The organism is Streptomyces sp. NBC_01260, from assembly GCF_036226405.1.
Classification (GTDB): domain Bacteria; phylum Actinomycetota; class Actinomycetes; order Streptomycetales; family Streptomycetaceae; genus Streptomyces; species Streptomyces laculatispora.
Genome location: NZ_CP108464.1, coordinates 6,191,837 through 6,214,080 on the forward strand (window position 1 = coordinate 6,191,837; position 22,244 = coordinate 6,214,080).

Sequence of the window (22,244 nt, forward strand, 5' to 3'; positions counted from 1 at the left end):
CCCGTCTGACGAGGAGGAATCCACTGTGAGGAACTTCAAGAGAACCGCGGCGGTCCTGGCTGCCGCGGGTGCGCTGCTCGCCGGTGCCGCCGGGACCGCCAGTGCCGGTAGCTACAACGGCTCCTGCGAGAGCGCGGGCGGCGAGATCTGTCTGTACCGCAACGCGAACTTCGGCGGCAGTCTCTACGACACGGTCTACAGCAAGACGAACTACAGCGGCTCCACTTACTACGGCACCTCGGTGCTGATCGACAACACGATCTCCTCGGTCAAGAACCGCGACTACGTCAACTCCATCGATGTCTACACCGGCCAGAACTACACGGGCGCCCGGACGCACGCCGGCCCGGGCCTGGATCTGTGGGACATGGCGGTCTTCGGGGACGACAACGCGGTCTCCTCCCACTGCTTCGAGAACAACGCCTACTGCCCCGGATGATGATCACACGGAACAGAACGGGCGGGCTGCTGCTCGTCGCCGCTCTCGTCTGGACGGCCGCGGGGTGTTCGTCCGGCGACAACCCCGGGGTTTCCGCCGCCAACGCGCAGGCGTACACGTCGCAGCCGTCGAAGACCTGGGGCGGCGTGGCGATCAGCCTGCCCGTGAACTCGTACACGGTTACCGCCCAGGAACGGGAGGTGCTCAGCCAGGCCGTCGCCACTCTGGCGAACGACTGCATGAAGGAGTACGGCTTCGACTGGCCGGCTCCGCTGCCGCCGTCGCCCCGGAACCTGAACGCCAACGCCCGTCTCTACGGGGTGACCGACCCCCAGTCGGTGGCCGTCTTCGGCTACCATCCCCCGCTTCCGAAGGGGATGACGGCCCGCCAGGCCGAGCAGGAGACCGTCAAGCAGCGCGCACACTACGCGAACGTCTCGCCAGCCGCGATGACGCTCTACAAGGGCGACGGCCCGTCGTCGGTGAAGGGCAAGAACGTCCCCAAGGGCGGCTGCCTCGGTGAGACGCGCCGGAAGCTGGGCCTGAGCGATGCTGCCACCATCGACGCCACTTTCAACAAGGTGAACCTCCAGGCCTCGCAGCAGGCGGCCAACAGCGCCCGGGTCAGCAGCCTCAACCGGCGCTGGGCCGCGTGCATGAAGGAGTCGGGGTACCACTACGAGGACCCGCTGGCGGCCGCCGGTGATCCGGCGTGGACGGCGGGCGAGGGGGGCGAGGGAAGCCAGGACAGCGACGCCGCGGGAACGGCGAAGCCGCGGGAGATCACCGTCGCCTCCAAGGATGTGAAGTGCAAGCAGCGGGTGGACTACGTCCGCGTCCACTCGGCGGTGGAGGCCGAGTTCCAGAACAAGCTGATCGAGAAGAACGTCACGGCGCTGTCCGCGGCCCGTGACACCTGGAAGTCGGCGCTCACCAAGGCGAACGAGCTCATGGGCAAGAGGGGCTGACGGCCCTGGGGTGAGAACCGCGCCCCAGACCGTTTCGCTCACCGGCCTCTGCGCACGACCGACCAGCCACGTCGGATCGTCCGGAGCACCGTGCCGGTGAGCGGCCCCCGTCGACGCATCGGGCCTTCGCGGTCCGCACCGCGCTACGGCGGCCCGCGATGACCTTCGTCGCGGACACACCCTCGGCCAGGGCTCAGGCGGAGCCTTCGTCCATCGCGAGCGTGCTCCGGATGCCGTGCCGCACGAAAGCGCGTGCCTGTTCCCCCCGCCGGACGCGCTCCGCCTGGCTGATCGGCACGGGAACCGCGTACCGGCGCTCGCGGATGTCGCGGACCAGGTCCGTGGGCGCACCGAGGTCCAGCAGTTCCGTCAGTGCCTCGCCCTTCGTGATCATCCGCCCGTCGCGCAGCGTGACCGCGGCGCGGGCCAGGACCAGCGGGCCGAGGTCCACCCAGATGTCCTGGAGCCAGAGGTGCGGTCTGCCGGTGGCCGCGAGCCAGTACTCCCGCAGGTCGCGCCGGATGTAGTCCTCCAACTGCCCGGGGAGGAGCGGCGGGAGCAGCTGAGCGGGTGGCGGTCCGTGGAGGGCGAGTCCGCCGTCGAGCAACTCCCGGCGGGTGACCGGGGTGACCGGGCGCTCCAGGATCATGCCGTGTGCCCAGGTGACATGGTCCGCCTCGGCCTCGGCGAGCGATGTCCTGGGCATGTACGAGCAGTGCAGCCTGGCCGCGGCCGGCTCCTCGTCCAGCAGCCGCTGGTGAACCTCCGCCAGCCGCTCCCGCTGCGCCGCCTCCAGCGGGCTCTCGACCACGGCGATGAGGTCGAGATCGCTCCGCCCCTCCTGGAAGTCGCCGAGCGCGAGCGAGCCGTGCGCCCAGACGGCCACCGCCGCCACCACCGGCCGTACATCGGCGACGAACCGCTTGAGCACCTGATCCGTTTCGGTCGCCGTCATGACCGGGATTCTCGCAGGGCGCCCTGCCGGACGCCACGGTTCCGCGCGATCACGACCCGCTGCCGGAAGGTCCCTGACGTACCGTCCGGACGCGGCCCCGTTGCCCGTAACCGTGTTGCGCCGCTGTGCCCGGTTCCGCGACAGCTGCGGACCCAGCGCCTTTTCCCACTGCCGCCGGGGTCAGCGACGGTTCGGGCCATGGCTCAGGACATTGATGACGCGGCCGTTCGGATCACGTACGAAGAAGCGGCGCACGCCCCATTCCTCGTCGTGCGGGCCGTACACGATCTCCGCTCCGGCGCTCACCAGCGCTGTGTGCGCCGCGTCCACGTCCGTCACCTCCACGCTCATGTCCGGGGTGACCGGTGCGGTCTTGTCGGCGGTCATGACACTGACCTGGGCGGCGGGTTGCGAGGGTGAGGCGAGCGTCATGATCCAGCCCTGGTTCATGACCTCCTCGAACCCCAGCAGCCCGTAGAACGCGGCATTGGCCCGCATGGCGTCGGCCTCGCCGTCGGGACCCGGGCCCGCTTCGACGGGGATGTTGGGGACGACACGCTGGACGGCCATCGGCTGCTCCTGTCACGTAACTGACTTCGTGTCACCGACAGTACGGGCGGCGTGGACGGGCTGTGTACCTCCGCACCAGCAGGGCCGCACGGCCCATTCCCGACCGCCCGGTCTGCTTTCGGCCGCCAAGCAGCCGGTTCAGGCGTTCAGTTGAGGGTGCCGACCTGGCTGGGTACGGTTTCGAGGGTGCGAAGCAGACGCTCACCGCGATCTTCGGCCATATCCAGAGTGGCCAGAACGGCCGGTGTCGAGATGCTCGGCAGGACGTAGTGCAGCAGGACCGAGATGCGCCGGCCGAGGTCCTCGCGGTTGGACAGGACCTGGGACATCACCTGGATCCCCGAGAAGGAACCGGCCAGCATCTCGGCGGTTTCGCCCGGGTCGACGTGCGGCAGCAGCTCGCCCTGGCCCTTCGCGGCCCGCAGCAGATGTTCGAGCCGGTCTATCCAGGCACGGAAGGGCGTGCCCCGGTCGAGCCCCTCCACGGCCTGGTCCATGGCCAGGCCGACACTGGCCCGTACCAGCGGCTCATGGCGCAGACGGTGGGCGAGGATCATTCCCTGGTCCACCAGCTCCTGGAGCTTGGTCAGCTGCGCGGGCAGCGGGTCGCTGTGCAGCTGTATGTCCATCACCCCGAGCGCGAGATCCTCCTTCGAGGCGAAGTGGAAGTAGAGCGCGCCCTTGGTCACCCCCGCCCGCGCGAGGATCTCGCTGATGGTGGCGCTGCTGTAGCCCCGCTCGTCGAACACCTCGGCGGCCGCCACCAGGATCGACCGTCGGGTCTGGATCGCGCGCGCCTGTTGTGCCATCAGCTTCTCTCTAGTGGTGGCGGGGTCGGTGTCTCATGGGGTTGGCTGGAAAGTAAAACCGGGCTGTCAGTATCTTACTGCGGGGCGGCTCGGCTCTATGACTCGGATCCTCCTGGGGGAACTTCATGGTTCAGATCACCTCACGCAGTGCTTCGGTGCCGGCCGGGATCGTCGGGGCCGAGGGGACCACTGGTCACGCCGAGGCCCCCGGCGGAGCTCCGGACTCCGCCACCGCCGCCGGAATGGAGCAACCGGTGCGAAGAGGGAGCTCCCAGGAACGCCTGAGACAGCTGGTCCACCGGCCCGACGCGCAGGACGTCTTTCCCACCGGACTGACCAGGCTGACCGACTCCCAGTTCTCGGTGTCGGCCCACTGGCCGCGGTCCCACCGCTTCTTCGCCCCGGTCGCGGGCCGCCACCAGGACCCCCTCCTGATCGCGGAGACCATGCGGCAGACCACCATGCTGATCGCGCACGCCGAGTTCGGTGTACCCCTCGGAGACGCCTTCGTGATGTGGGAACTGCGCTACGTCTCCGAGGCCGAGCGCCTCGTTCTGGGCGAGGAACCCTGGGACATCACGGTGGACGTGTCCTGCTCCCGGATACAGCGCCGCGGCCGGAGCCTGGGCTCCATGCACCTGGAACTCCTCCTGCACCGCCGCGGCACCGTACTGGCCTCCGGCGGCGGGCGGATCAGCTGCACCTCGGCGAGGGCGTACCAGCGGGTGCGCGGTGACCGCGGCGCCATGCTCGGCGCGCGCATACCCCTCCTGCCCGCCGTCGCTCCCCGCACGGTGGGCAGGACCTCCGAGCAGGACGTCGTTCTCGCGCCCGCGGCGGCCCCCGGCACCTGGGCGCTGCGGCTCGACACCCGGCATCCGACACTGTTCAGTCACGCCAACGACCACGTGCCGGGCATTTTGCTGCTGGAGGCCGCCCGGCAGGCCGCCCAGGCCGCCTCTCCCGGCCGCACCTTCCTCCCGACATCGATACAGGCCGACTTCCTCCAGTACGTGGAACTCGACCGTCCCTGCTGGATCGAGGCCCTGCCCGTCCCCGCCGACGGCACCTCGCCCGCCGGGGTACGCATACGGGCCGTCCAGAACGACGAACCCGCCTTCATCTGCACCCTCCGCACGCCGGATCTCCTTCAGGCCGGCCTCAGCGACACCCGGAGCCGCCGCCCATGACCACGCGCATCCTCATCACCGGCGCGGCCGGATTCGTCGGCAGCCGGGTGGCCGCCGCCGCTCGCGCCACACCCGGTGTCAGCCTCCGGCTGATGACCCACCGGACCGAGCTCGACGCCTCGGCCGCCGGCCCCGGCGTCGAGACGGTCCACGGGGATCTCGCCGATCCCGGGACGCTGCGCGGCAGCTGCGAGGGCGTCGATGCCGTGATCCACTGCGCGTCACACATCGGCTCCGGTGAGCAGACCGCCCGGACCGTCAACGAACACGGCACCCGGGCCCTGGTCGACGAGGCCGTCCGCAGCGGCGTCGGCCGGATCGTCCAGCTGAGCACCGCGTCCGTCTACGGCCGGGGCCCCTTCACGGCGCTGCTCCCCGGTATGGCCGAACCGGCCCCCGCCTCGGCCACCAGCCTGACCCGGGCCGCCGCCGAACAGCACGTCCTCGCGGCCGGGGGGGCCGTCCTGCGCCCGCACATCGTCCACGGGGCGGGGGACCGGTGGGCGATCCCCGGACTGGTCGCCCTGCTGCGTTACCTGTCGGCCGGGCCCGTCGGCTGCGACGCCCGTCATTCGATGATCGACGTGGGGACGCTGGGCCGTGCGCTGCTCGGGGCGGCGCTCTCCCCGAAGCAGCCGGCCGGCGTCTACCACGTGAACCATCCGCAGCCGGTGACCTGTTCGGAGCTGCTGTCGGAGGTCCTCACCGGACTCGCGCTGCCGTGGGCGCGGACGGAGATCGGACTGGACGAGGCCCGCGCCCGGCTGGCCGGTGTCCCGTACGCCAAGCACCATTTCGAGATGCTCACCGTGGACCACTGGTTCGCCGACGAGCGGGTCTGGGGGGACTTCGACTGCGCACCAGGTCCGGACTTCCGTACGTCCTTCGCCGAACACGCCCCCTGGTACCGGAAGTTCCTCAGCCGCTGAAGGGCCGCCGGTGGGCGGGCACGCACCCCGGCCGGTGCCTCACGCCCCGGCCGGTGCCGGGATCCTGGTGCCCGTCCCGCTCACCCGTACCCGGGTGTCGCCCGCCCGCAGGGTGACGGTGAGCGTGCCGGGCCGGCCCATGTCCTCGCCCTGGTGGAGGGTCAGCCCGGCGGCGTCCGGGACCAGGGACAGGGCGCGCAGATACGCGCCGAAGGCGGCGGCCGCCGCACCCGTCGCCGGGTCCTCGACCACCCCGCCGACCGGGAACGGGTCGCGGACGTGGAAGACGCTGTCCGAGGCCCGCCACACCAGTTGCAGCGTGATCAGGTCCAGCCGGTGCATGAGGGATTCGAGGCGCGCGAAGTCGTAGTCGAGCGCGGCCAGCCGCTCACGGGTCGCGGCGGCCAGCACCAGATGCCGGGCACCCGCGTAGGCGATACGGGGCGGCAGGGCCGGGTCGAGATCGGCGGCCGGCCAGTCCAGGGCGGCCAGCGCCTCCGTCAGATCGTCCGGGGCGATGTCCGTGACATGCGGTTCCACGCTGGTGAGGGTGGCCCGCAGCTCGGTGCCCTCGCGGACGACGGTGACCGGCACCGGTCCGGCGGCGGTGGCGAACTCCAGGTCCCCGGGGCCGTCCCGTTCGGCGAGGGCCAGGGCTGTCGCGACGGTGGCGTGCCCGCAGAAGGGGACCTCGGCCTTCGGGCTGAAGTAGCGGATCGCGTAGCCGCGTGCGCCCGGCGCCGCCGCCTCGGTCCGCCCGGTCAGGAAAGCCGACTCGCTGTAACCGAGATCCGCCGCCACGGCGAGCATCGCCGTCTCGTCGAGACCGGACGCGTCCAGCACGACGCCGGCCGGATTGCCGCCCTCCGGGTCGGCGGAGAAGGCGGTGTAGCGCAGGACCGGGGAGTGGGAGGGCTCGCTCATGTGCCGCACAACCGTGGCGCGGTCCGGGGTATTCCCACAGGTCCCGGACCGCGCCGGCCGGCTCAGTGGCAGTTCTTGGTGCCCTTGCCCGACTTCGTCCAGGAGCAGGAGTCCAGCAGCTTGCCGTTCGGCTTGATCAGCCGCGCCTTGTCACCGGTGTTGTTCCAGACGTACGAACCGCGGTTCCAGTACACATGGCCGGAGCTGACCTTGCCCCTGCCGGTGTGGACCTTGACGGTCTTGCCCGCGCTGACGTTGTAGCTGCCGAAGGTGAAGGTGTAGCCGGTGTTGTCCTTGAGCTTGTAGCCCTTGAGCTGCACCTTCGACTTGGTGTTGTTGTGGATCTCGACCCATTCGGCGTTGAGCGAGCTGTTGGAGCGGGTGTCCTTGCCGGGGCTGTCGTACTGGATCTTGCCGAGGTGCACTCCGCCCTGGTGCGCGGCGGCCGAGGCCGGCGCCGCGACGAGCAGCGAGCCGGCGAGGGCGGTGGTTGCGGCCAGAGCGAGAGGCGCCGCGGTGCGTATGCGCATTCCGTGTTCCTTATGTGGAGTTCCGGTGAAGAGCAGTGAGCATAAGGGCAGCGCGCGCTTGCCGGACCGGCTGGGGAGTCTTTCCAGCCGATTTTGGTCGCTTCGACGTGATGGTTGATCAGTTCTGTTTCTTTTGAGGGCTGTTCTCGACCGGTTCAGCTGAGTCTGGCCGGCTCCGGTCGACGGTCAGCCTCGGCCCACGTACGGCATGGCCGTCGCCAGTACCGTTGCGAACTGGACGTTCGCCTCCAGCGGCAGCTCCGCCATGTGGACCACGGTCCGCGCCACGTCCGCGGCCGCCATCACCGGCTCCACGGCCAGCTCGCCGTTGGCCTGGAGGATTCCGGTCCGCATCCGCTCGGTCATCTCGGTCGCCGCGTTGCCGATGTCGATCTGCCCGCAGGCGATCCGGTACGGGCGCCCGTCCAGCGACAGCGACTTCGTGAGGCCGGTCAGCGCGTGCTTGGTCGCGGTGTAGGCGACCGAGTGCGGGCGCGGCGCGTGCGCGGAGACCGAGCCGTTGTTGATGATCCGTCCGCCCTGCGGGTCCTGCTCCTTCATCTGGCGGTACGCCGCCTGCGCGCACAGGAACGCCCCCGTCAGGTTCACGTCGACCACCGTGCGCCAGTCGTCGTACGCGAGGTCCTCGACCGGCACGCCGCCCGGACCGAAGGTGCCCGCGTTGTTGAAGAGCAGATCGAGACGGCCGAAGGACTCGCGCACCGAGGAGAAGAGCGCGTCCACCTCCCCGGGGTGCGAGACGTCGGTGGGAACGGTGATCACCCGGGCGTGCTCACCGGCCAGTTCGGCGGTCCCGGTGAGCGGTTCGGGGCGGCGGCCCGCCAGCGCCACCGACCAGCCGGCGCCGGTCAGGGCGAGGGCCACCGCACGGCCGATCCCGGAGCCCGCGCCCGTGACCACGGCCGTCTTCGTCTCGGAGTTCAACAGTTTGTTGCTCATGGTGCGGCAGCGTACGCCCGGGGTCCGGGCCGGGCGAAGGGTCCCGGCCGTCCTCCCTTCCGGCGGCCGTCCCCTCGTCCGGCGGCCGTCCGGCCGCCGGACGGCCGCCGGTGCGGTCCGGTCGAACGGTGCCTCCGGATGGCTGGTTCGCGCTCCCCGGAGTGATTCCGGCACGGGCACCGGCGATTCCCCGGCCGTCCGGCCCGGAGTTAATGATCATGGTCCTGGGTGCATATGCGGAGTTTGCCCCCGGGGACCCATTCCTGCCGCATTCCTCATCCCGGCGACGCCCGCACGACGCGAGCACGACAACCGCTGGATGTGCTGGGCCGGTGGACTTCCCCTCACATCACCAGTCAGGGGAGGGACAGATGACGCACTCATCGCACCAGCAGGAGCAGGAGCTGCGCGACGCCGCCCGGCACACGGGCCGCCGTCGTTTTCTCACCGTCACCGGTGCCGCCGCCGCGCTCGCCTTCTCGGTCGGGCTGCCGACCGCGGGGGCCGCGGGCGCCGCCGAGCTGGACGCCCGGCAGATCGGCGAGGACCCGTTCACCCTCGGCGTCGCCTCCGGCGACCCGCTGCCCGACTCCGTCCTGCTGTGGACGAGGCTCGCCCCCCGACCGTACGAGCCCGACAGCGGACTGCCCCGCGCCCGCGTCGAGGTGCGCTGGGAGCTGGCCCGCGACGAGCGCTTCACCCGTGTCGTCCGGCGCGGTTCCGCCACCGCCCACCCGGAGTTCCACCACAGTGTCCACGTGGCGGTCAGGGGCCTGGACGCCGACCGCGTGCTCTACTACCGCTTCCGCGCCGGCAAGTGGACCAGCCCGGTGGGCCGGACCCGCACCGCGCCCGCCCACGGGGCCCGCAACAGCGAACTGCGCCTGGCCGCCGTGTCCTGCCAGGCCTACCACGACGGCTACTTCACCGCCTACAAGCACCTCGCCCAGGAGGACGTCGACGTCGTCTTCCACCTCGGTGACTACCTCTACGAGTACGCCGTGACCGCGACCGGCGGGGCCCGCAACTACACCGACCGCACGCTGCCCGCCCTCTTCAACCGGGAGACGGCCACGCTGGAGGACTACCGGCTGCGGTACGCCCTCTACAAGTCCGACCCCGATCTGCGCGCCGCCCACGCCGCGCACCCCTTCGTCGTCACCTGGGACGACCACGAGACCGAGAACAACTACGCCGGGGACATCCCCGAGAACGACGTGCCGCCGGAGGAGTTCCTGATCCGCCGGGCCGCCGCCTACCGCGCGTACTGGGAGAACCAGCCGCTGCGCGCCCCGCAGCGGCCGACCGGCCCGGACATGAGGCTCTACCGGCGCCTGCAGTTCGGCAGGCTCGCCCAGTTCGACATCCTCGACACCCGCCAGTACCGCAGCGACCAGGCGTACGGCGACGGCTGGCAGACCCCCGGACCCGAGTCCGAGGACCCGGCGCGCACCCTGACCGGCGCCGCCCAGGAACGCTGGCTGATCGACGGCTGGCGCCACTCGCGGGCCACCTGGAACGTCGTGCCGCAGCAGGTCACCTTCGCCCAGCGGCGCGACGTACCGACCGACGCCTACAAGCTCTCGATGGACTCCTGGGACGGATACCCGGCGTCCCGGGACCGGATTCTCAAGGGCGCCGAGTCCGCCGGGGTGGACAACCTGATGGTGCTGACCGGCGATGTCCACGTCGGCTACGCCTTCGACCTGAAGCGGGACTTCGACGACCCCTCGTCCCGCACCGTCGGCACCGAGATCGTCGCCACGTCCATCACCAGCGGCAAGGACGGCTCGGAGAAGCCGGCCAACTGGAACAACCTGACGCAGGCCAACCCGCACCTGAAGTTCTACAACGGACGCCGCGGGTACGCCGTCGTCACGCTCCAGGAGCGGCAGGCGCGGGCCGACTACCGCACGGTGGCCGCCGTCACCAAGCCCGGTTCCCCCGTCACGACGGCCGCCTCCCTCGTCACGGAGGTCGGGAACCAGGGCCTCACCCCGGCCTGATCCGCACGAGCGGCCCTGGAGCGCGACCGCCGCCCAGGGCCTCTCGTCAGAGCGCGTCCACCGGGTAGCGGACGCCGATGCGCTCACGTACCGCATCGAGCGTCCGCATCACCGCGAGCGACCCGTCCAGCGGTACCAGCGGGGACTCCGTCTCGCCCGCCCGGATCGCCCGCATCACCTCGGCCGCCTCGAACTGCATCCCCGACAGGCCCTGCGGGCCCGGCCCGGAGGTGATCTCCTCGGGCTCGCGGTCCGCCCGGTGCAGCACGAAACGCTGCGGGTAGAAGAAGCTGTCCGGGAAGTCGATCCGCCCGGCCGTCCCGATGACCGTGGCGGCCGTCGGGTGGTGCCCGACGATCGAGCAGGCGAGCAGGGCGGTGGCGCCCGAGTCCCAGCCCAGCAGCATCCCGGTGTTCAGGTCGACGCCCTCCGGCGACAGCAGCGCGTCCGCCTGCACCCGGTCCGGCTCACCCAGCAGCAGCTGCGCGAACGACACCGGGTAGACCCCGAGGTCCAGCAGCGCACCGCCGCCCAGCGCGGGATCGCGCAGCCGGTGCCCGGCGCCGAAGTCACCGGTGAAGCCGAAGTCGGCCTGCACGGTACGGATCTCGCCGATCGCCCCGTCCCGCACCAGCTCGGTCATCCGCCGGATGACCGGGTTGCAGTACGTCCACATGGCCTCCATCAGGAAGAGGCCGCGGTCCCGGGCGAGCTTCACCAGGTCCAGCGCCTCGGACTCGTTGAGCGTGAACGCCTTCTCGCACAGCACGTGCTTCCCGGCCTCCAGCGCGAGCGTGGCCGCCTCCCGGTGCGCCGAGTGCGGCGTGGCCACGTACACCACGTCGACCTCGTCGTCGGCGACGAGTCCGGCCCAGCTTCCGTACGCCCTGGGTATCGCGAACCGCTCGGCGAACGCCTTCGCCGAGGTGTCCGTACGGGAGGCGACGGCCACCACCTCCGCATCGGGCATCGCCAGCAGGTCAGCGGTGAAAGCCGCCGCGATGCCACCGGTCGCCAGCACGCCCCAACGGACAGTCCTGCTCATGCACGCTCCCAAAAAGGTATCGACCATTCCCGCTGAGCTGAGAGCATAGAGGCGGATTCAACAACAATGGAGATGAGAATGCCGGAGAGCGGCGTCAGCCGGGCCCAGCACGCACACATAGCCGACACCGGCGCCGGGACCGGACTTCCCGGCGGGCCCGTCACCTCTCCATCCCGGCAGGCCGCCACGGCGGCGGCCCGGCGCACCGGACTTCTCGTCACCCTGGTCCTCGGCGGTCTGACCGCGCTGCCGCCGCTGTCCATGGACATGTACCTCCCGGCGCTGCCCGCCGTCACCGACGCGCTGCACGCACCCGCCTCGACCGTCCAGCTCACCCTCACCGCCTGCCTCACCGGGATGGCGCTCGGCCAGGTCGTCGTCGGACCGATGAGCGACCGCTGGGGCAGGCGCCGTCCGCTGCTCATCGGCATGATCGTCTACGTCTTCGCCACCGCGATCTGTGTCTTCGCCCCGACCGTCGAACTCCTCATCGGCTTCCGGCTGCTCCAGGGCCTCGCGGGCGCGGCCGGTATCGTCATCGCCCGTGCGGTGGTGCGTGACATGTACGACGGCATGGAGATGGCCAGGTTCTTCTCCACACTCATGCTGATCTCCGGCGTCGCCCCGGTCATCGCCCCCGTCATCGGCGGACAGGTCCTGCGGATCACCGACTGGCGGGGCATCTTCGCCGTCCTCACCGTGATCGGCATCCTCCTCACCCTGGTCGTCTGGAAGTGGCTGCAGGAGACCCTGCCGGCCGGGGAACGGCACACCGGCGGCATCGGCGACGCGCTGCGCACCATGCGCGGGCTGCTCGCCGACCGCGTCTTCACCGGCTACATGATCGCGGGCAGCCTGGCCTTCGCCGCCCTCTTCGCGTACGTGAGCGCCTCGCCGTTCGTCGTGCAGGAGATCTATGGCGCCTCGCCGCAGACCTTCAGCCTGCTCTTCGGCGTCAACTCGGTCGGCCTGATCGTCGTGGGCCAGATCAACGGCAAGATCCTCGTCGGGCGGATCAGCCTCGACAAGGCACTCGGCTTCGGGCTCGGTGTCATCGTGCTGGCCGCGACGGCGCTGCTGCTGATGACGTCCGGGGTCTTCGGCGACGTCGGACTCCTCCCGGTGGCGTCCGCACTCTTCGTCCTGATGTCCGCGATGGGTCTCGCGATGCCGAACACCAACGCGCAGGCCCTGATGCGCACCAAGCACGCCGCCGGGTCCGCCTCCGCGCTGCTCGGTACGTCGTCGTTCCTGATCGGCGCCATCGCCTCGCCGCTCGTCGGGATCGCGGGGGAGGCGACGGCCGTACCGATGGCCGTCGTGCAGCTCGTGTGCGCGGTGGGCGCGATGACGTGCTTCCTGGTGCTGTGCCGGCCCTGGCAGCAGGTGGCCGCGAGGCCGTGACGGGCAGCGGGCCGGGCCGTGGCGCGTGAGGCGTACGGCCCACCCGCGGGCCGGCCGTCAGTCCGCCGGGACCGACTCCGCCCGCGGATAGCCGATCAGGTGGAGCCGCTCCTTCTCGTCCGTCCAGCGGAACAGGCCGACCCCCTGTGCCCCCTCCGCGGAGGGCACCCGCACATTCGAGGACAGCGCGTCCGTCGTGCCGGCGGTGACCTCGACCTTGACCGGGAAGCCGACACCGGCCAGTACGTCCGCCGCGTTGCGCACGCTCGTCGCCCCGTACGCCGTGCCGTCGTCGGTCACCGACGCCAGCGTCAGCGCCTTCGCGCCCGCGCCGTTCTCGAAGCAGTAGCCCTTCCTGGCGCTCAGGTCGAACGCGAGGTTCCCGGCCACCAGATAGCTGCCCGAGGGCGAGACGACGGCCTGCGGGTACTGGCCCGGCTCTATCGCCGGTTTGTGGCACTCCACCGAGACCAGCGGCCTGCCCGTCTCCGAGTTGTGCACCGTCCACAGATCATGGGTCGCGGCGCTCTTCGACTTCTTGTCCAGCTGCCACTTCGCCAGCACCACGCCGCGGGCCACCGATGTCGGGATGCCGCTCTGCCGGTCGGTGCCCTTGGGCGCGACGTTCCGGCTGAACCAGCCGTTCTGCACCCAGAACTCCCGCGCACCGCTCACCAGCAGGCCCTTCGAGGTGAGCCCGCGCACCTCGGTGAGCTGCTTGCAGGACCCGCAGCCCTTCGGGTACTTCAGCGACTGGGCCGGGACCTTGCTGATCCTGCCGGTCTTCGGGGACACCACCACGCTGTTGCTCCGGCCGTCGGTGATCAGGATGCCGGGACCGGTCGCGGTGATGGTCGGAACCGTGTTCCACGGCACCTCGACGCGCTGCCGGGCGCCGTCCTCCACGCTGTACACATCGAGGGAGACGATCGTGTCGGGCGGGGTGAGCGCGTTCTCGCCGATCTCCCCGTACGCCCAGGTCACGAAGTACTCGTGATCGTCCGCGGTGACCGTGAGCAGCTTCGGGAAGTGGTTCGCGGCCGGCGGCCGCCACTTCTCGCCGCTCCAGCCGGCCCGCCCGGTATCCGCGTCGATGGTCCGTATCCGGTACTGGCCCCCGGCGGCCCGCACCAGGTACGCCAGCCGCCCCGTCGTCCTGGAGAGCGCGTAGTCGGGTGAGGTGCCGACGAGCTCCCAGCCGCGCTGTGTCGTGTACGCGGACGGGACGGGCAGCCGCGTCGCCGGACCGGTGCTCTTCTTCACCGGCTTCTTCGCCTTGCCGTCGTCCTTGCCGCCACCGCCACCGCAGGTGGCCAGCAGAAGCAGCAGAGCGAGCACCAGCACTCCGGCGACCAGGGTCAGGCGCACGATCTTCTGTCTCATGGTCCCCCCGATGAGCAATTCCCGACGTCGCGCCGGTCAGCGTAGCAACTGGCCGGTGACTGTCCGAAGTTCGGTTCTGCGGACGTTCTGTCCCCGTTCTCACGGAGTACGGGAGTGGGTGGAGCCCGGCCCGCTCCACCTACAATTCGTCGGTGAACGTCACCCTCCCCACCGCGGACGCCCTGCGTGCGGCACTGGCCGGACTCCTCGACGGGCTGCCGCCCAAGCAGGCCGCCCAGGCCGTCGACCGGCTCATCGCCAGCTACCGGGGGACCACTCCCACCGACGCCCCGGTGCTCCGCGACCGCTCGGATGTCGCCGCGTACGCCGCCTACCGGATGCCCGCCACCTTCGAGGCGGTCCGGTCCGCCCTCCACGCCCTGCGCGAGGCCGCCCCGGACTGGGTGCCCGCCACCCACACCGACGTCGGCGGCGGCACCGGAGCGGCGAGCTGGGCGGTCGCCGGGGCCTGGGAGGGGCCGCGGACCACCGTCCTGGACTGGGCCGAACCCGCGCTCGCGCTCGGCCGCGAACTGGCCGGCGCCTCCGGCGTCCCGGCGCTGGACTCCGTCGAGTGGCAGCGGGCCCGGATCGGCGAGGACCTCGATCTCGCCGTCACGGACCTGGTGACCGTCTCCTACGTACTCAACGAGCTGACGCCGCAGGCCCGCACCGCACTCGTCGACGCCGCGGGCCGGGCGGCGCAGGCCGTGGTGATCGTCGAGCCCGGCACCCCCGACGGCTACGCCCGCGTCATCGAGGCCCGGGACCGGCTGATCGCCGCCGGGTTCACCGTCGCCGCGCCCTGCCCGCACAGCGACGCCTGCCCCATCGTGCCGGGCACGGACTGGTGCCACTTCTCGGCCCGGGTGAGCCGCTCCTCGCTGCACCGGAAGGTGAAGGGCGGCTCACTGCCGTACGAGGACGAGAAGTTCAGCTACGTGGCGGCCACCCGCTTCACCACGTCGCCGGTGGAAGCCCGGGTCACCCGCAGACCGCAGATCCGCAAGGGCCAGGTGCTGCTGGAGCTGTGCACCCGGGACGAGGCCCTCCAGCGGGCCACGGTCACCAAGCGGCACGGCGAGCTGTACCGGGCCGCCCGGGACACCGACTGGGGCGACGCCTGGCCGCCCCCCGCGCAGGATGCCGGCTAGCCGCGCAACTCCTGGGTGCAGCACTTCACGCTGCCGCCGCCCTTGAGCAGCTCGCTCAGGTCCATCGGCACCGGCTCGAAACCGCGCGCCCGCAGCGGGTCGAACAGGCCGCCGGCGGCCTGCGGCAGCAGCACGTGGCGCCCGTCGCTCACCGCGTTCAGCCCGAGCGCGGCGGCGTCCGCCTCGTCCGCGATCAGCGCGTCGGGGAAGAGCCGGGCCAGCACCGCGAGGCTGCCCGGTGAGAAGGCGGCCGGGTAGTACATGATCTCGTCGGTCGCGTCGTCGAGCACGCTCAGTGCCGTATCCAGGTGGTAGTAGCGCGGATCGACCAGGTCCAGGCCGATCACCGGCCGCCCGAAGAACTCCTGGGCCTCGTTGTGCGAGAGCGGGCTCGACCGGAAGCCGCGCCCGGCCAGCAGATACGAGGAGGTCACCGCGAAGTCGCCCTCGCCCTCGTTGACATGGGCCGGCTCGTGGATCTCGGTGAATCCGTTGTCGCGGAACCAGTCGCGGTGGGCGGCCGCCTCGGCGAACCGCTCCTGGTACGCGAACCGGGCGCCCAGCACCCGGCCGTCGACCACGGTGGCCCCGTTGGCGGCGAAGACCATGTCGGGCAGCTCGGGGTGGGGGGCGAGCAGTTCGACGGTGTGGCCCAGCGCGCGGTAGCGGTCGCGCAGATCCTCCCACTGGGTCTGCGCCAGCGGGAGGTCCACGGGTTTGGTGGGGTCCATCCACGGGTTGATGGAATACGTCACCCTGAAATGTGCCGGGGCGCACATCAGGTAGCGGCGGGGTGTGGCTTCACGAGGCAACTAGGGCTCCTCACGAATCGTCGCGGCGGCATTGGTGGCCGCTGCGGCCGGTGCGTCGCACGGGTGTGTGCGTGAGCCCATGGTGCGCCGTCCGGGGCCCGGCGCACAGTGAACCGATCGGGTTGTTCCCGAGGAGTAATGAGACGATACGTATCGGCTCGTACCGCTGTTAGATTGGCCGGCATGGCAGAGAACCGGCCCCCCGACTCCAGTCGCCGCAGCGAGCGGTCCCGCCGAGCGATCCACGACGCGGCGCTCGGCCTGGTCGGCGAGGTGGGGTACGGGCGGACGACCATCGAGGCCATCGCCGCCCGCGCGGGTGTCGGGAAGCAGACGATCTACCGCTGGTGGCCCTCCAAGGCGGCCGTGCTCCTGGAGGCGTTCATCGACCTCGGGAACCGGGCGGCGCAGGACGCGGGGGAGCAGGCCGCCGGATTCCCCGACACCGGGGACCTCGCGGCCGACCTCAAGCTCGTCCTGCGGGCCACCGTGGACGAGCTGAACGAGCCGGCCTTCGAGGCGCCGACACGGGCCCTCGCCGCCGCCGGAATCGTCGATCCGCAGCTGGGCGCCGAATTCGTGCAGAAGCTGCTGGACCCCGGGCTCCAGCTCTACGCCACCCGGCTGCGGGCCGCGCAGGAGGCGGGGCGGGTACGGGCCGACATCGACCCGCGGATCGCCCTGGAGCTCCTCGTCGGCCCACTCACCCACCGCTGGCTGCTGCGGACCCTGCCGCTCACCCACGCGTACACGGACGCCGTCGTCGACTACGCCCTGCACGGACTCGCGACCCCCTGAACCGCATCCGTCATTTCATGACAAGAGGTGTGATAGTGCTCACCTCATGCCGTCGATCTCCGCACCTCGCTTCGGGACTCTGGCCACCCGAGGCGCAGGATGGTGGGACCATGGGCAGGAGCAACGCTGAGGTAAGGGGATAGATGGGCGCCGATTTCGGCCGTGGTCGCGGCTCAGAGAGCAAGTTTTCCCACTGGCTGCGCCGACGACCCAAACCGCAGCAGAGCGAGGTCGACGGCACCGCACGGGAGGCACTGCTCCTGGCTGTCGCCGAGGCCGGAATGCCGATTGCGCCCGCCGCCCATCCGGTCGGCTACCGGTGTTCGTGCGAACGCATGGGCTGTCCCACTCCCGCCAGGCATCCGATCTCGTTCGCCTGGCAGACGCAGTCCACCACCGACCGGTCCCAGATCGAGCGCTGGGCCGGCAGCCAGCCGCAGGCCAACTTCATCACGGCGACCGGCATGATCCACGATGTTCTCGACGTCCCGCTGTCGGCCGGTGCGCAGGCGCTGGAACGGCTGCTCGCCGCCGGTATCGAGGTGGGCCCGGTGGCCCGGTCCGGCGACGACCGGATGCTCTTCTTCACGGCGACGCGGGGTACGCCGGAGGACGAGGACGAGTGGTGGCCGTGCGAGCTGGACTGCCACCCCGAGACGATGGACGAGCACCCCGGGCTGCGATGGCACTGCCGTGGCAGCTATGTGCTGCTGCCGCCCGCGCGGCTTCCGGGTGAGCTGGATGTGCGGTGGCTGCGGGGGCCGGAGAATCCGCTGCCGGATCCGCTCACGCTGCTGGAGACGCTGACCGATGCGTGTGCGCGGTTCGTCGGCTCCGCGGAGCAGAGTGATGTCGACCATGAGTCGGTGGCCTGGCCGCTGAGCCGGTAGGCGGTGGCCTGGGCGGGGACCGGGTGCCGGGCGTCCGGCGGTCGGCTTCGTCCTCAATCGCCGGACGGGCTGACGGATGCCCTCAATCGCCGGGTGGGCTTGGTTTGCCGGTGGGCTCGGTTTGGTTCGGGGGTTATGAGCCCTTGGCCGATGTCAGGCCCGGCAGGCGGTTCAGGACGGTCACCTTGCCCGTTTTCGCACCCTTCTTCGGGACGTACACCAGCTGGCCGGAGACCCGCTCCTTCGTGAGGGTGCTCTTCACCTCGCCGGACAGCAGCGCCCGCACGTCCGGGGTGACCGCCGGGCGCAGCCCCTTCGCCGCGGTCTGCCGTTCGAAGTGCTTGCTGCTGAAGAAGACCAGCGCCCCGCCGTCTTCCGTCTTCAGGCCGAGCGGGCCGAACGCGCCGCTGTCCAGCGGCTGGTCGATGTACTGGTACGAGAACCCCGCCCGCCGGGTGTTCTGGCGTGTGGTGCGCCACAGCGAGGTGGACGGCCCGGGGGCGAACACATCGGGCGTGCCCTTTTGCAGGTAGCCCGTGTACTGCTCGCTCAGCTTCTCCGGGGCCACCGCCAGCTCGGCGCTGTCCGCCTTCACCGGCTCGGCCCGGCCGTCGCCGTCCTTCGCGAATCCGGGCAGCTGCGACGGGGCGACGACCGACAGATAGACGGCCTTCCACCCGGCGCCGGGACCGGACTTGACGAAGACGATCAGCCAGCGGGTGTCCTGCTTGCCGTTGTCCTGATCCCGGTTGGAGTCGGTGTCCGCGACGAACCACCGCGGCCAGCCCGCCTTCTTGGGGATGACGTAGGTCGCGTCGGTCAGCTCCAGCGTCCGGTGGTTCGCATTGCCGTTCGGGCTGTTCTTCTGCCGGGCCGTCAGACCCGCCTGATTGATCGCACCGAGCGAGCCGCCGACCTGGTCCTCGTCCAGCGCCGGATCGTAGGCCTTGTCCGCCGCGTTGTAGGCGGCGGTGAACTCCTTCAGGGCCTGCCCGGCCTCAGATCTCGTCGCCGCCGGCACGACTTCCAGCTCGCCGTGCACCGTCACGCACCCGCTCGCCGTCATGCTCAGGACCGTCGCCGCCGCGAGTCCCGTCGCCAGCCGAACCGGCCTCAGACTTCTCATCCGTTGCTTTCTGCGCCTTCTGATCCGTCGCCCCCACTGACCGTGCGAACCCTACCGGGGCGAGGAACAGTGCGAGTGTGGGGATCAGATACAGCGCCCACACCGTGATCTGAAGAACAGTCGGATCGGGCTGGAAGTTGAAGGTGCCCTTCAGCAGCGTGCCGTACCAGCTGTCCGGCGGAATCGTGGCGCTGATGTCGAACGCCCGGTTCTGCAGACCGCCGAGGAACTCGGCCTCCTGGAGATCGTGCACACCGTAGGCGAGCACACCCGCCGCGACGACCACCAGCATGCCGCCGGTCCAGGTGAAGAACTTCGCCAGGTTGATCTTCAGCGCACCGCGGTAGAACAGCCAGCCCAGCACCACCGCGGCGGCGATGCCCAGCACCGCACCGATCATCGGATGCCAGCCGTCGTCCGCCGCGTGCACCGCGCGCCACACGAACAGCGAGGTCTCCAGGCCCTCCCGGCCCACCGCGAGGAGCGCCGTGGCGACGAGTGCGCCGGTACCCATCGCGAGCGCCGCGTCGAGCTTGCCGTGCAGCTCCGACTTCAGGTGCCGGGCGGTGCGCCGCATCCAGAAGACCATCCAGGTGACCAGGCCGACCGAGAGGATCGACAGCGAACCGCCGAGCGCCTCCTGCGCCTTGAACGTCATCTCCTGGGAGCCGAATTCGAGCCCCGCGCCGAACGCCAGGCTGACGACGATCGCGATGCCGACACCGACCCAGATCGGCAGCAGCTTGTTCCGGTTGCCCGTCTTCACCAGATACGCGATGAGAATGCAGACGACCAGGCTGGCCTCAAGGCCCTCGCGCAGGCCGATCAGGAAGTTACTGAACACGATTCGGATCCCTTTCCGCTTCGGGGTACTTGAGAACGACTACGAGAACAGCGCACGGCCCCACCAGTCGTCCTTGTCGCGGACGCCCGGCGGGACGGCGAAGTGCGCCGAACCCACGTGCTGGATGTACTCGTTGAGCGCGTCGTGTGCCGCCAGCCGCCGCTGGAGCGGTACGAACGCTTTTCGGGTGTCGCGCTGGTAGGCGAGGAAGAACAGCCCGGCGTCGAGGCGGCCCAGGCCGTCCGTGCCGTCGGTGAAGGAGTAGCCGCGCCGCAGGATCGTCGCCCCGGCGTTGCTGTCCGGGTGCGCGAGCCGTACGTGGGCGGTCGGCAGCATCGCCTTCAGGAACGGCTCGTCGCGCTCCTTGGCCTTGCCGACCGGGGCGCCCTCGCCCTTGTCGCGGCCGAAGACGTCCTCCTGCTCCTGGAGCGGGGCGCGGTCCCAGGTCTCGATGTGCATCCGGATGCGCCGGGCCACCAGGTAGGAGCCCCCGGTCATCCACCCCGCCCGGTCCTTCCCGCCGACCCAGACGTGCTCGTCCAGGGCCGCGGTGTCGGTGCCGGCGATGTTCCGGGTGCCGTCCTTGAAGCCCATCATGTTGCGGGGGGTCTGTGCGCCGGGCGTCGTCGAGGACGTCTTGCCGAAGCCCAGCTGCGACCAGCGGATCGCGGTGCGGCCCATGCCGATCCTGGCCAGGTTGCGGATGGCGTGCACCGCCACCTGCGGGTCGTCCGCGCAGGCCTGGACGCACAGGTCGCCGCCGCTGCGGGCCGCGTCCAGGTTGTCGCCGGGGAACCTGGGCAGATCGACGAGCGCGTCGGGCCGCTTGTCCTCCAGGCCGAACCGCCCCTTGGCGAACAGCGAGGGACCGAAGCCGATCGTCAGCGTCAGCCGGGACGGTTTGAGACCCAGCGCCTCGCCCGTGTCGTCCGGCGGGGCCTCGGCCAGGCCGCCGTACGCCCCGTCGCCGACCGCGTGACCGGCCGTCATCCGCTCGGCGGCCCGGGTCCACTCCTTGAGCAGCGCGACGAGTTCGGCCCGGTCCTTCGTGGTCACGTCGAACGCGGCGAAGTGCAGCCGGTCCTGGACGGCGGTGGCGATTCCGGCCTGGTGCGCACCGTGGAACGGCACCGCCGCGCCACTGTCCGCGGCCGGGACCTGTGTGTCGTCGGAACGGACCGCGGCGACGGCACCTCCGGCCGCCACCGCGCCCAGTGCGAGTCCGGCGCCGCCCCAGCCGAGCAGCGCCCGCCTGGAGGGTGCGCCGCCGGGGCCCTGCGCCGCCGGGGCCCCGGAATCCGGGCCCTCGGCGTCGGCGGCCGTGTTCTGCGTCTCCTCGGACATGCCCGGATCCCCTCGCCGACTCGTTACTTGGTCACCGCGGCGGCGAGCCGGGACAGCGGCTCGGCCAGTGCGTTGACCGCGTCCGACAGTTCCTTGCGGTCCGCCTTGCCGACCTTCTCGTACGAGGTGAACTCGTAGGAGGTCTTGTCCTTGCGGTACGTGTCCAGCAGCTTGTTCAGCTCCGCGAACCGCTTGTCCAGGGTGGCCGACAGCGCCGCGTCGTTCTTCGAGGCGATCGGCTTCAGCAGCTCGTAGGACTTCTCGGCGCCCTCGACGTTGCCCTTGAAGTCGATCAGGTCGGTATGGCTGTAGCGCTCTTCCTCGCCGGTGACCTTGCCGGTCGCGACCTCGTCGAGGAGCTCCTTGGCGCCGTTGGCCATCGAGGTCGGGGTGATCTCCGCCGTGCCGACCCGCTTCTGCCAGTCGAGCAGGTCCTTGTAGAGGGTCGGCGCGAGGGCCTTCTCCTCGGCACCCAGCTTCTTGTCCTGCCACAGCGCCTTCTCCAGGCGGTGCCAGCCGGTCCACTTCTGGCCGTCCTCCAGGCCGTCCTCGCGGACATCGACCTTCGGGTCGATGTCACCGAAGGACTCGGCGACGGGCTCGGTCCGCTCCCAGCCGAGCCGCGAGTCGGCGTAGATCTTCTTGGCGGCCTCGACGTCCCCGGCGGCGACGGCGTCCGTGAAGAGCTTGGCCTTCGGCAGCGTCTCGTCGGCCTGGTCCTGGACGTAGGTGCGGTAGGCGGCGACGGCCTTGTCCATCTCGGGGCTGCGCTTGGCCGCGGTGCCTCCGCTGACCTCCAGCTTCTGCCGGATGCCGTGGCCCTTCATACCGGGCTTGCAGGCGATCTCGTACGAACCGGCCTTGATCTCCGCCGTGATGGTGGCCTTGGTGCCGGGGCCGATGTTCTCGCGCTCGGCGACGATGCGGTCGTCCGGGAACAGGACGTAGACCTCGGTGACCTTGGAACCCTTGTTCTGCACGGCCAGTTCGACGTGCCCGGCCGGCAGCTTCTTCTTCGACACCTCGCAGGCGTCGTCCTTCGCGACGACCTGGACGGCGCCGTCACCCTTGCCGTCGCTCTTCTCGGCGCAGCCCGTGACGGCGGTCAGAGCGGCCACGGTGGCGGCAGCGGTGACGACGGAGAAACGAACGGCTCGCATACGG

Annotated in this window: 22 protein-coding genes; 9 read left to right on the forward strand and 13 right to left on the reverse strand. The window is 70.7% G+C overall.

From position 1 onward, the window contains the following. Positions 1-25 precede the first annotated feature (25 nt). Positions 26-439 carry a peptidase inhibitor family I36 protein gene (locus tag OG322_RS27640; RefSeq protein ID WP_266412139.1) on the forward strand — a complete coding sequence of 138 codons (414 nt, stop codon included), beginning with the start codon at positions 26-28 and terminating at the stop codon, positions 437-439. After that, on the forward strand, positions 436-1,407 hold the full coding sequence (locus tag OG322_RS27645; protein WP_329307154.1) for a hypothetical protein: 972 nt from the start codon (positions 436-438) through the stop codon (positions 1,405-1,407). Before OG322_RS27640 ends, OG322_RS27645 begins: the two co-directional genes overlap by 4 nt. 193 nt (positions 1,408-1,600) lie before the next feature. Here OG322_RS27645 and OG322_RS27650 read toward each other — a convergent pair whose 3' ends face one another. The 3 genes from OG322_RS27650 to OG322_RS27660 form a co-directional block, all read right to left on the reverse strand. Then, positions 1,601-2,362, reverse strand: a complete 762-nt coding sequence (locus OG322_RS27650; RefSeq protein WP_329307155.1) for a nucleotidyltransferase domain-containing protein — start codon at positions 2,360-2,362, stop codon at positions 1,601-1,603. 180 nt (positions 2,363-2,542) lie between these two features. Continuing rightward, entirely contained in the window at positions 2,543-2,932 is a 390-nt protein-coding gene (locus OG322_RS27655) for a VOC family protein (RefSeq protein ID WP_123470390.1), read from the reverse strand. Positions 2,933-3,078: 146 nt separating this feature from the next. Beyond that, positions 3,079-3,741: a ScbR family autoregulator-binding transcription factor gene (locus tag OG322_RS27660; protein ID WP_123470388.1), complete on the reverse strand. Its 663-nt coding sequence runs from the start codon at positions 3,739-3,741 to the stop codon at positions 3,079-3,081. A gap of 125 nt (positions 3,742-3,866) precedes the next feature. Between OG322_RS27660 and OG322_RS27665 the strand changes: the two genes are divergently transcribed. Next, the gene (locus tag OG322_RS27665) at positions 3,867-4,931 is read left to right on the forward strand and encodes a ScbA/BarX family gamma-butyrolactone biosynthesis protein (RefSeq protein ID WP_329307156.1); all 1,065 of its coding nucleotides are present in this window, start codon (positions 3,867-3,869) and stop codon (positions 4,929-4,931) included. Continuing rightward, positions 4,928-5,860: an NAD-dependent epimerase/dehydratase family protein gene (locus OG322_RS27670; protein WP_123470386.1), complete on the forward strand. Its 933-nt coding sequence runs from the start codon at positions 4,928-4,930 to the stop codon at positions 5,858-5,860. Before OG322_RS27665 ends, OG322_RS27670 begins: the two co-directional genes overlap by 4 nt. A gap of 39 nt (positions 5,861-5,899) precedes the next feature. On the opposite strand, the gene OG322_RS27675 is transcribed toward OG322_RS27670, so the two are convergent. From OG322_RS27675 to OG322_RS27685, 3 genes are all read right to left on the reverse strand, one after another. Continuing rightward, positions 5,900-6,784 (reverse strand): PhzF family phenazine biosynthesis protein, encoded by an 885-nt coding sequence (locus tag OG322_RS27675; protein WP_123470384.1) that lies wholly within the window; start codon positions 6,782-6,784, stop codon positions 5,900-5,902. Between the two features lie 62 nt (positions 6,785-6,846). Then, entirely contained in the window at positions 6,847-7,314 is a 468-nt protein-coding gene (locus OG322_RS27680; RefSeq protein WP_123470382.1) for a lamin tail domain-containing protein, read from the reverse strand. Between the two features lie 186 nt (positions 7,315-7,500). Next, on the reverse strand, positions 7,501-8,274 hold the full coding sequence (locus OG322_RS27685) for an SDR family oxidoreductase (RefSeq protein ID WP_123470380.1): 774 nt from the start codon (positions 8,272-8,274) through the stop codon (positions 7,501-7,503). A 371-nt stretch (positions 8,275-8,645) separates the two neighbouring features. Between OG322_RS27685 and OG322_RS27690 the strand changes: the two genes are divergently transcribed. Beyond that, positions 8,646-10,280 (forward strand): alkaline phosphatase D family protein, encoded by a 1,635-nt coding sequence (locus OG322_RS27690; RefSeq protein ID WP_124283898.1) that lies wholly within the window; start codon positions 8,646-8,648, stop codon positions 10,278-10,280. 46 nt (positions 10,281-10,326) lie between these two features. On the opposite strand, the gene OG322_RS27695 is transcribed toward OG322_RS27690, so the two are convergent. Next, entirely contained in the window at positions 10,327-11,325 is a 999-nt protein-coding gene (locus OG322_RS27695) for a Gfo/Idh/MocA family protein (RefSeq protein ID WP_185095699.1), read from the reverse strand. 78 nt (positions 11,326-11,403) lie between these two features. On the opposite strand from OG322_RS27695, the gene OG322_RS27700 reads away from it, so the two are divergent. Continuing rightward, positions 11,404-12,729 carry a multidrug effflux MFS transporter gene (locus OG322_RS27700; RefSeq protein WP_123470374.1) on the forward strand — a complete coding sequence of 442 codons (1,326 nt, stop codon included), beginning with the start codon at positions 11,404-11,406 and terminating at the stop codon, positions 12,727-12,729. A gap of 57 nt (positions 12,730-12,786) precedes the next feature. On the opposite strand, the gene OG322_RS27705 is transcribed toward OG322_RS27700, so the two are convergent. Next, a complete protein-coding gene (locus tag OG322_RS27705; RefSeq protein ID WP_123470372.1) occupies positions 12,787-14,112 on the reverse strand; it encodes a hypothetical protein in 1,326 nt (441 codons plus the stop codon). A 152-nt stretch (positions 14,113-14,264) separates the two neighbouring features. Between OG322_RS27705 and OG322_RS27710 the strand changes: the two genes are divergently transcribed. Then, positions 14,265-15,266, forward strand: a complete 1,002-nt coding sequence (locus OG322_RS27710; RefSeq protein WP_329307157.1) for a small ribosomal subunit Rsm22 family protein — start codon at positions 14,265-14,267, stop codon at positions 15,264-15,266. Here OG322_RS27710 and ddaH read toward each other — a convergent pair. After that, positions 15,263-16,078, reverse strand: a complete 816-nt coding sequence (gene ddaH, locus OG322_RS27715) for a dimethylargininase (protein WP_185095698.1) — start codon at positions 16,076-16,078, stop codon at positions 15,263-15,265. The two genes, OG322_RS27710 and ddaH, sit on opposite strands and share 4 nt — an antisense overlap. Positions 16,079-16,261: 183 nt before the next feature. On the opposite strand from ddaH, the gene OG322_RS27720 reads away from it, so the two are divergent. Continuing rightward, on the forward strand, positions 16,262-16,876 hold the full coding sequence (locus OG322_RS27720) for a TetR/AcrR family transcriptional regulator (protein ID WP_123471464.1): 615 nt from the start codon (positions 16,262-16,264) through the stop codon (positions 16,874-16,876). A gap of 143 nt (positions 16,877-17,019) precedes the next feature. Continuing rightward, entirely contained in the window at positions 17,020-17,766 is a 747-nt protein-coding gene (locus OG322_RS27725; RefSeq protein ID WP_329307158.1) for a bifunctional DNA primase/polymerase, read from the forward strand. 133 nt (positions 17,767-17,899) lie between these two features. Here OG322_RS27725 and OG322_RS27730 read toward each other — a convergent pair whose 3' ends face one another. The 4 genes from OG322_RS27730 to efeO are packed head-to-tail and all read right to left on the reverse strand — an operon-like array spanning position 17,900 to position 22,240. After that, a complete protein-coding gene (locus tag OG322_RS27730) occupies positions 17,900-18,832 on the reverse strand; it encodes a hypothetical protein (protein WP_329307159.1) in 933 nt (310 codons plus the stop codon). Beyond that, positions 18,765-19,736: an iron uptake transporter permease EfeU gene (gene efeU, locus OG322_RS27735; protein WP_123470363.1), complete on the reverse strand. Its 972-nt coding sequence runs from the start codon at positions 19,734-19,736 to the stop codon at positions 18,765-18,767. The genes OG322_RS27730 and efeU overlap by 68 nt, the downstream gene beginning before the upstream one ends. A gap of 39 nt (positions 19,737-19,775) precedes the next feature. Continuing rightward, a complete protein-coding gene (gene efeB, locus OG322_RS27740; protein WP_123470362.1) occupies positions 19,776-21,080 on the reverse strand; it encodes an iron uptake transporter deferrochelatase/peroxidase subunit in 1,305 nt (434 codons plus the stop codon). A gap of 23 nt (positions 21,081-21,103) precedes the next feature. After that, complete coding sequence (gene efeO, locus OG322_RS27745; RefSeq protein WP_123470360.1) at positions 21,104-22,240, reverse strand: iron uptake system protein EfeO; 1,137 nt, start codon at positions 22,238-22,240, stop codon at positions 21,104-21,106. Positions 22,241-22,244: the final 4 nt, after the last annotated feature.

Coding starts and splice junctions, on each gene's coding strand:
- OG322_RS27670 (WP_123470386.1), top strand. CDS start 4,928: ATGACCACGCGCATCCTCATCACCGGCGCGGCCGGATTCGTCGGCAGC.
- efeO (WP_123470360.1), bottom strand. CDS start 22,240: ATGCGAGCCGTTCGTTTCTCCGTCGTCACCGCTGCCGCCACCGTGGCC.
- OG322_RS27730 (WP_329307159.1), bottom strand. CDS start 18,832: ATGACGGCGAGCGGGTGCGTGACGGTGCACGGCGAGCTGGAAGTCGTG.
- efeB (WP_123470362.1), bottom strand. CDS start 21,080: ATGTCCGAGGAGACGCAGAACACGGCCGCCGACGCCGAGGGCCCGGAT.
- OG322_RS27645 (WP_329307154.1), top strand. CDS start 436: ATGATGATCACACGGAACAGAACGGGCGGGCTGCTGCTCGTCGCCGCT.
- OG322_RS27675 (WP_123470384.1), bottom strand. CDS start 6,784: ATGAGCGAGCCCTCCCACTCCCCGGTCCTGCGCTACACCGCCTTCTCC.
- OG322_RS27650 (WP_329307155.1), bottom strand. CDS start 2,362: ATGACGGCGACCGAAACGGATCAGGTGCTCAAGCGGTTCGTCGCCGAT.
- OG322_RS27725 (WP_329307158.1), top strand. CDS start 17,020: ATGGGCGCCGATTTCGGCCGTGGTCGCGGCTCAGAGAGCAAGTTTTCC.
- OG322_RS27720 (WP_123471464.1), top strand. CDS start 16,262: ATGGCAGAGAACCGGCCCCCCGACTCCAGTCGCCGCAGCGAGCGGTCC.
- OG322_RS27660 (WP_123470388.1), bottom strand. CDS start 3,741: ATGGCACAACAGGCGCGCGCGATCCAGACCCGACGGTCGATCCTGGTG.
- OG322_RS27680 (WP_123470382.1), bottom strand. CDS start 7,314: ATGCGCATACGCACCGCGGCGCCTCTCGCTCTGGCCGCAACCACCGCC.
- OG322_RS27655 (WP_123470390.1), bottom strand. CDS start 2,932: ATGGCCGTCCAGCGTGTCGTCCCCAACATCCCCGTCGAAGCGGGCCCG.
- OG322_RS27685 (WP_123470380.1), bottom strand. CDS start 8,274: ATGAGCAACAAACTGTTGAACTCCGAGACGAAGACGGCCGTGGTCACG.
- OG322_RS27695 (WP_185095699.1), bottom strand. CDS start 11,325: ATGAGCAGGACTGTCCGTTGGGGCGTGCTGGCGACCGGTGGCATCGCG.
- OG322_RS27705 (WP_123470372.1), bottom strand. CDS start 14,112: ATGAGACAGAAGATCGTGCGCCTGACCCTGGTCGCCGGAGTGCTGGTG.
- OG322_RS27700 (WP_123470374.1), top strand. CDS start 11,404: ATGCCGGAGAGCGGCGTCAGCCGGGCCCAGCACGCACACATAGCCGAC.
- OG322_RS27690 (WP_124283898.1), top strand. CDS start 8,646: ATGACGCACTCATCGCACCAGCAGGAGCAGGAGCTGCGCGACGCCGCC.
- OG322_RS27665 (WP_329307156.1), top strand. CDS start 3,867: ATGGTTCAGATCACCTCACGCAGTGCTTCGGTGCCGGCCGGGATCGTC.